Raw genomic sequence first — 8,254 nt, 5'->3', positions numbered from 1 at the left:
CCGGCCCTGGCCCAGGGCCTGGGCAGCGCCCAGCTGCCCGTGCTCACCCTGCCCTTCGTGCTGGCCACCATGACCACGATGGTGCTGGTGCGCCGGGCCCTTCCCTCCCTCCTGCCGGTGGCGCTGCATTCGGTGCTCACCCCCGAGGAACACCGGCAGCGGTTCATCGTCGCCAGGGCGCTGCTGAGGGACTTTCGTCGCCAGCTGCACCAGAGCGTCGCCGGTGAACAGAAGGCCGTGCTGTTGCCCCGCGCGGATGCCGCCGAACGCGAGCGCCTCCGGCATCTGTTCGAGGACCTCGACCGGGACGGCAGCGGCAGCCTCAGCGTCGCGGAGCTCGCCACCGGGCTGATGCGCCGCCAGGGGGGCAGCCTTGCCGATGGCGCCAGCCGCCAACGCTTCCTGCAGCTCGAGACGATCCTCAGGCGCATGGATCTCGATGGCGACGGCCAGGTGGACCCCGAGGAATTCGGCGAACTGATGCTGCGGCTTCGTCGCCTGCACGCGGGACGGGCCGAGCTGCTCACCTATCTGCAGCCCGTCGATGCCGACGGCAATGCCGAACTGGACCCCGCCGAGCTCGACCGGCTGCTGGTGAGTGTGGGCCTGCCCCCCCTGCGGGACGAGGAGAGCCGCCAGGTGTTCGGCAGTCCAGGGCGGGGCCTGAGCTGGGGGAGCTTCCTGGATCTGCTGCTGCTGACCTGAGGGCCGGCTCCGGGACGGCCAGGCCAACCCCCTTGGCAGACAACCGCTCTTACAGTTCCCGCGCACCAGCCGGGCCAGCCACGGTCGGTCGCCACTCCTGCTGGTCGCCACTCCCGATCGATGCGTCCAACCCGCGGCCGATACAGCAGCATCCCGCCCCGGGAGCGCCTGCCCGCCTGGATCCGTTCCCCGATCGGCAACGCCACGGCCCTCGAGGCCGTGCAGGGGGTCGTCAAGCAGCAGCGGCTGCACACGATCTGTGAGGAGGGCCGCTGCCCCAACCGGGGCGAGTGCTACGCCGCGGGAACCGCCACCTTTCTGCTGGGTGGCCCGATCTGCACGCGCAGCTGCGCCTTCTGCCAGGTGGACAAGGGCGCCCCACCGGCGGCCGTGGACGATGACGAGCCCGAGCGGGTGGCCCAGGCCGTGGACACCCTGCAGCTGCGCTACGTGGTGCTCACCGCCGTGGCCCGTGACGACCTGGACGACCACGGCGCCAGCCTGTTCACCCGCACCATGGCCGCCATCCGGCGTCGCCGGCCGGAGGTGGCGATCGAGGTGCTCACGCCGGATTTCTGGGGTGGGCGGCAGGGCGAGGAGGAGGGTCGGGCCGCCCAGCGGACGCGACTCGCGGCGGTGCTCGCGGCGGAGCCGGTGTGCTTCAACCACAACCTCGAAACGGTGGAGCGGCTGCAGGGGGAGGTGCGCCGCGGCGCCACCTACCGCCGCTCCCTCGAGCTGCTGGCGGCAGCCCGGGAGCTCGCCCCGGCCCTCCCGACCAAGAGCGGTCTGATGCTGGGACTGGGCGAGAGCTTCGCAGACGTGGTGGCCTGCCTCGGGGATCTGCGCGACGTGGGCTGCCAGCGGCTCACCCTGGGGCAGTACCTGCGCCCCTCCCTGGCCCACATCCCCGTGGCGCGCTACTGGCGCCCGGAGGAGTTCGACGCCCTGGCCGGGATCGCCCGGGAGCTGGGTTTCACCCAGGTGCGCAGTGGCCCCCTGGTGCGCAGCAGTTACCACGCCGGCGAAGCGTGAGCGCGACGCCGAAGCAAGCAGCCGGCGCGGGCCCTCAGACCCGGGGCGTCAGCATGGCCAGGGCTTCGGCGCCGTGGCTGCCGCGCCAGAGCCAGCGCCACTGCCAGCCACAGGCCTCGGCGGCCCGCTGGATCGCCCGGCGATCCGCCGGGTGGTCGTGGGCGCTGATGTGATCGATCACCTGCTGGCGTTCGGCCGCCGCCAGCGGATCCCACGTCTGCAGGATGCGCTGGGTGTAGCGCGCGAGGTAGCTGGCACGGCTTTCACCGGATGCCCGAAACACGTCCGCCCAGAGGACGAGACCGCCGGGAGCCAGCCGGGACCGCAGCCCGGCCAGGAAGCGGTGCTTGGCCCCATCGTGGAGGTGATGCACGGCGTAGGCGGTGTGGACAAGATCGACAGCAGGAGCCGCAGCGACGGCGGGATCGAGGACCCAGGCCAGCAGGTCCTGCCGGCACCAGCTGCGGCGGTAGGCCACACCCTCCAGCCGGGCAGCCGCCAGGGGCAGGACATCGGCACAGAGGTCCACACCGGTGTAGGCCTCCAACGGCAGCTCCCGCAGCAGGGGAGCCAGCTGGGCGAGATCACCACAGCCCAGGTCGGCCATCCGCGGCCGGCCGGCCGTGGGGGATCGCTGGGCAAGCCAGTGCCGGATCGCGCCGGCCGTCGCCGCGGCAAGCGCCCGGTGTTCCATCAGGTCGTGGTCCACGACCCGGCGGTAGGTGCTCCATCGCCGTTGGAAGAGATCCGTGACCGTCCCTCCGGGCATCAGGCGCATCGGGCGCGATCAGCCCAGGGCCGCGAGCAAAGCCTCGGCCGCCGGCCTCGAAGACGCCGGATTCTGGCCGGTGATCAGCAGACCATCCACCACGGCCAGGGGCTGCCAGTCGCCGGCGGATTCATAGCGACCACCCAGCTGCCTGAGGCGGTCTTCGACCAGGAAGGGCACGATCGCGCTCAGCCCCACGGCCTCCTCTTCGGTGTTGCTGAAGCCGGTGACGCGCCGTCCCGCCACCAGCAGATCCCCGGCCGGGGTGCGGACCTGGGAGAGCACCGCCGGGGCATGGCAGACGGCCGCCACGGGTTTGTGCTGCACCACGAACGCCTCGAGGAGACCGATGGAGGACGGGTCGGAGGCCAGGTCCCAGAGCGGCCCATGGCCGCCGGTATAGAAGACGGCATCAAACCCATCCGCGCGCAGGGACGAGAGCTTCCGGGTGTTCGCCAGGGCCTGCCGGGCTTCGGGGTCGGCCTCGAAACGCCGGGTCGCCTCCGTCTGGAAGTCCGGCAGGCTGCTCTTGGGGTCCAGGGGCGGCTCGCCGCCCCTGGGCGACGCAAGGGTGAGGCCCAGGCCCGCATCGCGGAACACGTAGTAGGGCGTGGCCAGTTCCTCGAGCCAGAAACCGGTGGGGGTGCCCGTTTCCCCCAGCTGATCGTGGGATGTGAGAACGATCAGGATGTGCTTCATCGTCCCCACGCCTTGCCTGGGGCCCACTGTAGGGACGTGAAACGGACGGTCCTGGGGATCACACCCTGGGGATGACGTGCTTGGGGAGACGTCCTCGAGGGGGCAGCCTCGAGGGGAACAGCCTCGAGGGGCAGGGGCGCATCAGCGGACGTTCTGCAACGATCACGCACCCCGAGGCCTGGCACTGTTGGGCCTGGGCAGCGGACGTGGCTAGGTCTGGGAACGTTGCTTCTTCCTCAGCATGAGCCTCTCGGCGGTCGAATGCCCCAACGGCATCTGCCACAGCTTCCATGGCGGCCACACCGTGGCCCGGATGGACCTGGATGACAGCCTGCAACGTCACGGTCGGGACTGGTGCGAGCGGCTGGCCGAACGGGTCTACGAACTCTCGGTCGACAGCTTCAGCGAGAGCGTCACCCCCCATCTGCACCAGCCCGGTTGGCAGCGCCGCCACCTCGACTGGGAGTTCCGTCTGCAGGCCGAGGACGCCGAAGCGGAGCGCACCGTGGTGGATGGGGCCATCAATGCGGTGGAGAGCTTCCTCCGCAGCCATGAGGTGCAGCGCCTGTTCGTGCGCGAACTGGTGCAGGGGACCCTGGCGGAAGCCGGTTCCCGCGGCTCGCTGCGCGCGCGGGTGCTGCAGCAACTGATCGAGCAGGAGGTGCTGGCACTGATCGCCGAGCAGCGGGAAGACCTCCTGGATCGCGTCGCCATGGCCATGCTCGAAGAAGGGGATGGGCAGTTCGAACCGGTGCGCAACCTGGCCGGCGAGGCCCTCGAGCAGGTCGAGCATCTGCTGCTGAACCACGCCGAAGCGTCCCGGTAACGGAACGGGGGCGTGGGGGCGAGGGCCTTGTGGCTCCGCCCCCGCAGCCCCTTGCAGACAGGGCCACTCCCCCCTGGATTCAAGCGGCAGAGGGGGTGATCGAACCGTCTTCGCCATGGGCTGAGGGCCCATGGGCTGAGGGCCCATGGGCTGAGGCGCCATGGCTGTGCAGCGTTCCCTACAGATGGTTGTAGGAGGCGGCCTCGCTGGCCGTGAGCGGCACGGGGACCGGGTGCCGTTCGAAGTGCTCGATCGCCTGGCGGATGTCCCGCAGGAGCAGATCCGCCATCTCGCGGTTGAAGCCCCGCTTCACCAGGATCCGCTGGTAGGCCCTGGTGCTGAGACTGCCGGTGAAGGGGTAGGCCGGAACCTGCCAGCCGCGAGTGCGCAGGCGATCGGCCAGGTCGTAGAGGCTGAATCCGCCGTTGCGGCCGGGGGCCAGGGTCCAGACCACGGCGGGAATGCCCTGGTCGGGATCCCCGTCGTGGAGGATCTCGAAGAGCTCCAGCCTGGCCAGGGCGGCGGCAAGGTAGCGGGCCACGGCGTAGGAGACGCCGTGGGTGAGTCGGTAGCCCTCCCGCCCCAGCCGCACGAACATGAAGTACTGGGCGATCACCTGGCCCGCCGGCCGGGAGAAGTTGATCTGGAAGGTGGGCATGTCGCCCCCCAGGTAGCTCACGCTGAACACCAGCTCCCGGGGCAGATCGCTGGCCTGGCGCCAGATCACCCAGCCCACGCCGAGGGGGGCGAGGCCGAACTTGTGTCCGGAGGCATTGATCGACTTGACCCGCTCCAGCCGGAAGTCCCAGGGGGGAAGGTCAGGGGCGGTGAAGGGAGCGAGGAAGCCGCCGCTGGCCGCATCCACATGAATGGGCACATCCAGGCCGGTGCGCTCCTGCAGCCCATCGAGGGCGGCACTGATGCCGGCCACGTCTTCGTAGAGGCCGTGGTAAGTGACGCCGAGGGTGGGGACCACCATGATCGTGTTCTCATCCACCCGCTCCAGCACGTCATCGGGTGTCATGCACAGGCGGCCGGGGGCCATGGGGATCTCCCGCAGCTCGATGTCCCAGTAGCGGGCGAACTTGTGCCAGCAGATCTGCACACTGCCGCACACCATGTTGGGCCTGTCGGTGGGCAGGCCCGCCGCCTGACGCCTCGCCCGCCAGCGCCACTTGGCGGCCAGGCCGCCGAGCATGGCCGCCTCGCTGCTGCCGATGGTGGAGCAGCCGGTGGCGCCCTGCGGCGCGTTCCACAGATCGGCCACGAGGTTGACGCAGCGGCGCTCGATTTCCGCCGTCTGAGGGTATTCGTCCTTGTCGATCAGGTTCTTGTCGATGGCCAGATCCATCAGGGCATGAACCTCGGGCCCCTCGGTGGTCTGGCAGAAGGTGGCGAGGTTCTGCTTGCTGTTGCCATCGAGCAGCAATTCCTCCTCGAGAATCGCCTCGGTGATGGAGGCATCCTGTCCCTCCGCGGGGAAGACATCAGCCGGGAGCGGTTGCACCAGCAGCTCCGAGTCGCTGCTGTCCTTACGGGTGATGGGGCTGGTCTCGTGGAGGGCCATGCGGTGTCGCTCTCAGACCTGGCCCCACACCGTATCCAGGACGCTCCGGTTTCCAGCGCTAAGGGGATCGCCTGGTGAGCGGAGGGCTGAGCAGATCGCCGTAGAGATCCGTTCGGCGATCGGCGAAGTAGGTGGTTCCCTCCGGATGGGGATGGTGGTACTCGCCGGGGATCAGGTCGGCCAGCAGCAGGCAGGGCCGGTTGTCGGCGGCCAGCAGCAGGGACCCGTCCGGGGCGCAGATCACGCTGTTGCCGAGGTAGTGGGCCCAGGGCTCGCCCTCCACGGTCTCCAGACCACAGCGGTTGGCATAGGCCACGAAGCAGAAGTCCTGGAACGCATGGGCCGGCAGGAGGGTGCGGGAGACATCGGGGTAGGGAGGTGCGGTGCGCCGGCCGTCACTCAGCCGCACCCAGGTGTCGGCGGCGGTGGGAATCAGCACCAGCTGGCCCCCCCGCAGCGCCAGCAGACGGGTGAGCTCCGGGAATTCGGCTTCGTAGCAGTTGAGCAGGCCCACGCCGAGCCCGTTGACGGCCTGCACGGTGAAGGCGTCCCCCTCCTCCGCGAAGCGGTGGCCCTCGCTCCAGAACTTCCGCTCATCGGGGCCCCAGAGGTGGGTCTTGCGGTAGTTCTTCAGCAGGGTGCCGCTGGCATCCACCAGGGCGATGGCGTCGTAGAAGCGCTCCTCACCCGCCACCAGGGCCCGCTCGGCGTAGGGGCAGGCGATCGCCATCCCCTGACGGCGGGCACAGGCCGCCACGCGCTGCAGGCTGGGGCCGTCGAGCGGTTCCGCCAGCTGCCGCACCCGCGCGGGATCGCTGGCATAGCCACCGAGGTAGAGCTCCGGGAAGGCCAGCAGCTGCGCACCCCAGCCGGCGGCGGCTGCACTCACCTGCTCGAGCCGCTGCAGGTTCTCCTCCACGGCAGCCGCCGTGCCGGCCCGTCCCTCGCCCTGCCAGAGCGCCAGCCGCAGTCCTTCCCCCGGGGCCGGGGGTTCCGGCAGGATCCGGCTCAGCAGCAGGCCCCGGGAGGGCAGCTCAGCCACCTGTCCCGGCGGCGCGCAGGTCGAAGCGATCCAGGTTCATCACCTTGGTCCAGGCCGCGATGAAATCGGCCACGAACTTGGCCGGCGCATCGTTCTGGGCATAGACCTCCGCCAGGGCGCGCAACTGGGAGTTGGAGCCGAACACCAGGTCGACCCGGGTCGCGGTCCAGCGCAACGCGCCCGTCCGGCGGTCACGCCCCTCGAAGGTTGCCGCGGCTTCGGCCCCAGCGTCGGAGTTCGGCGTCCAGACCGTGCCCATGTCGAGCAGGTTCACGAAGAAGTCGGTGCTGAGGGTGCCGACCCGGTGGGTCAGCACGCCGTGGGATGAGCCGCCCGCATTGGCCCCCAGCACCCGCAGTCCCCCCACCAGCACGGTCAGCTCCGGGGCGCTGAGGCTGAGCAGCTGGGCCCGATCGATCAGCAGCTCCTCCGCCGGCACGCGGTAGGTGCGCTTCAGGTAATTGCGGAAGCCGTCGGCCTGGGGCTCCAGCACCGCGAAGGAGGCGGCATCGGTCTGCGCCTGGGTGGCATCGGTGCGGCCCGGGCTGAACGGCACCGTCACGGCCTGGCCGGCGGCGCGGGCGGCCTCCTCCACGGCCGCAGCCCCTGCCAGCACGATCAGATCCGCCAGGGACACCCGGGTGCCATCAGCCTGGGCGGCGTTGAAGCTCTGCTGGATCCCTTCGAGCACGCCCAGCACCCGGGCCAGCTGCCCGGGCTGGTTCACCTCCCAGCCGTTCTGGGGGGCCAGCCGCAGGCGGGCACCGTTGGCGCCCCCCCGCTTGTCGGAGCCGCGGAAGGTGGAGGCCGAAGCCCAGGCGGTGGCCACCAGCTCCGGCACGGTGAGCCCGCTGGACAGCACCTGGCCCTTGAGCTCGGCGATGGCGGCGGGGCCGATCAGGGGATGATCGACGGGGGGAACCGGGTCCTGCCAGATCAGATCCTCGGCGGGCACTTCAGGGCCGAGGTAGAGCACCTTCGGCCCCATGTCGCGGTGGGTGAGCTTGAACCAGGCGCGGGCGAAGGCGTCGGCAAAGGCCTGATGATCGACGTGAAAGCGGCGGGCGATCGGTTCGTAGATCGGATCGAAGCGCAGCGACAGATCCGCGGTGGTCATCATCGGCCGGTGCCGCCTGGTGGGGTCGTGGGCGTCGGGGATGAGGTGTTCCTCGCGCACATCCTTGGCGCGCCACTGCCAGGCGCCGGCCGGACTCTTCTCCAGCTCCCACTCGTAGCCGAACAGCATCGCGAAATAACCCCGGTCCCAGGTGGTGGGGTGGGGTTTCCAGGCCCCCTCGATGCCGCTGGTGGTGGCATCGGCGCCCTTGCCGCTGCCGAACCGGTTGCTCCAGCCCAGCCCCTGCTCCTCGAGCGAGGCCCCCTCCGGCCCAGGCCCGACCAGATCGGGGCTGCCGGCGCCGTGGGCCTTGCCGAAGGTGTGCCCCCCGGCCACCAGGGCGACGGTCTCCTCATCGTTCATGGCCATGCGGGCGAACGTCTCCCGCACATCCCGGCCGGAGGCCACCGGATCGGGTTCGCCGTTCGGGCCCTCGGGGTTCACGTAGATCAGCCCCATCTGCACCGCGGCCAGCGGATTCTCCAGCTCACGCT

At 70.4% G+C, this 8,254-nt stretch carries 8 protein-coding genes; 3 read left to right on the top strand and 5 right to left on the bottom strand.

Annotated features, from left to right (window positions below; genetic code table 11):
* Both ACLD7X_RS15465 and lipA read left to right on the top strand, forming a co-directional pair.
* The coding region (locus ACLD7X_RS15465; protein WP_411424564.1) for an EF-hand domain-containing protein at nucleotides 1-705 on the top strand (705 nt) is incomplete at its 5' end.
* Between the two features lie 120 nt (nucleotides 706-825).
* On the top strand, nucleotides 826-1,740 hold the full coding sequence (gene lipA / locus ACLD7X_RS15460; RefSeq protein ID WP_411424563.1) for a lipoyl synthase: 915 nt from the start codon (nucleotides 826-828) through the stop codon (nucleotides 1,738-1,740).
* A gap of 34 nt (nucleotides 1,741-1,774) precedes the next feature.
* Here the strand turns inward: lipA and ACLD7X_RS15455 are convergent, their stop codons facing one another.
* Complete coding sequence (locus ACLD7X_RS15455; protein ID WP_411424562.1) at nucleotides 1,775-2,518, bottom strand: methyltransferase; 744 nt, start codon at nucleotides 2,516-2,518, stop codon at nucleotides 1,775-1,777.
* Between the two features lie 9 nt (nucleotides 2,519-2,527).
* The gene (locus ACLD7X_RS15450) at nucleotides 2,528-3,208 is read right to left on the bottom strand and encodes a type 1 glutamine amidotransferase domain-containing protein (protein ID WP_411424561.1); all 681 of its coding nucleotides are present in this window, start codon (nucleotides 3,206-3,208) and stop codon (nucleotides 2,528-2,530) included.
* Between the two features lie 241 nt (nucleotides 3,209-3,449).
* On the opposite strand from ACLD7X_RS15450, the gene ACLD7X_RS15445 reads away from it, so the two are divergent.
* Nucleotides 3,450-4,034, top strand: coding sequence for a hypothetical protein (locus tag ACLD7X_RS15445; protein ID WP_411424560.1), 585 nt, complete (start codon nucleotides 3,450-3,452; stop codon nucleotides 4,032-4,034).
* Between the two features lie 178 nt (nucleotides 4,035-4,212).
* Here ACLD7X_RS15445 and gad read toward each other — a convergent pair whose 3' ends face one another.
* The 3 genes from gad to katG form a co-directional block, all read right to left on the bottom strand.
* Entirely contained in the window at nucleotides 4,213-5,601 is a 1,389-nt protein-coding gene (gene gad / locus ACLD7X_RS15440; RefSeq protein WP_411424559.1) for a glutamate decarboxylase, read from the bottom strand.
* Nucleotides 5,602-5,659: 58 nt separating this feature from the next.
* Nucleotides 5,660-6,643 (bottom strand): carbon-nitrogen hydrolase family protein, encoded by a 984-nt coding sequence (locus tag ACLD7X_RS15435; protein ID WP_411424558.1) that lies wholly within the window; start codon nucleotides 6,641-6,643, stop codon nucleotides 5,660-5,662.
* The coding region (katG, locus tag ACLD7X_RS15430) for a catalase/peroxidase HPI (protein WP_411424557.1) at nucleotides 6,636-8,254 on the bottom strand (1,619 nt) is incomplete at its 5' end. The genes katG and ACLD7X_RS15435, both read right to left, overlap by 8 nt.

The sequence above is a fragment of the Aphanothece microscopica RSMan92 genome, assembly GCF_046613545.2.
Classification (GTDB): domain Bacteria; phylum Cyanobacteriota; class Cyanobacteriia; order PCC-6307; family Cyanobiaceae; genus NIES-981.
This window is presented reverse-complemented; position numbering and strand designations above follow the sequence as displayed.

Excerpts from the sequence above, each read along its gene's own strand:
- lipA (WP_411424563.1), top strand. The coding sequence starts at position 826 with ATGCGTCCAACCCGCGGCCGATACAGCAGCATCCCGCCCCGGGAGCGC.
- ACLD7X_RS15455 (WP_411424562.1), bottom strand. The coding sequence starts at position 2,518 with ATGCGCCTGATGCCCGGAGGGACGGTCACGGATCTCTTCCAACGGCGA.
- ACLD7X_RS15450 (WP_411424561.1), bottom strand. The coding sequence starts at position 3,208 with ATGAAGCACATCCTGATCGTTCTCACATCCCACGATCAGCTGGGGGAA.
- ACLD7X_RS15445 (WP_411424560.1), top strand. The coding sequence starts at position 3,450 with ATGAGCCTCTCGGCGGTCGAATGCCCCAACGGCATCTGCCACAGCTTC.
- gad (WP_411424559.1), bottom strand. The coding sequence starts at position 5,601 with ATGGCCCTCCACGAGACCAGCCCCATCACCCGTAAGGACAGCAGCGAC.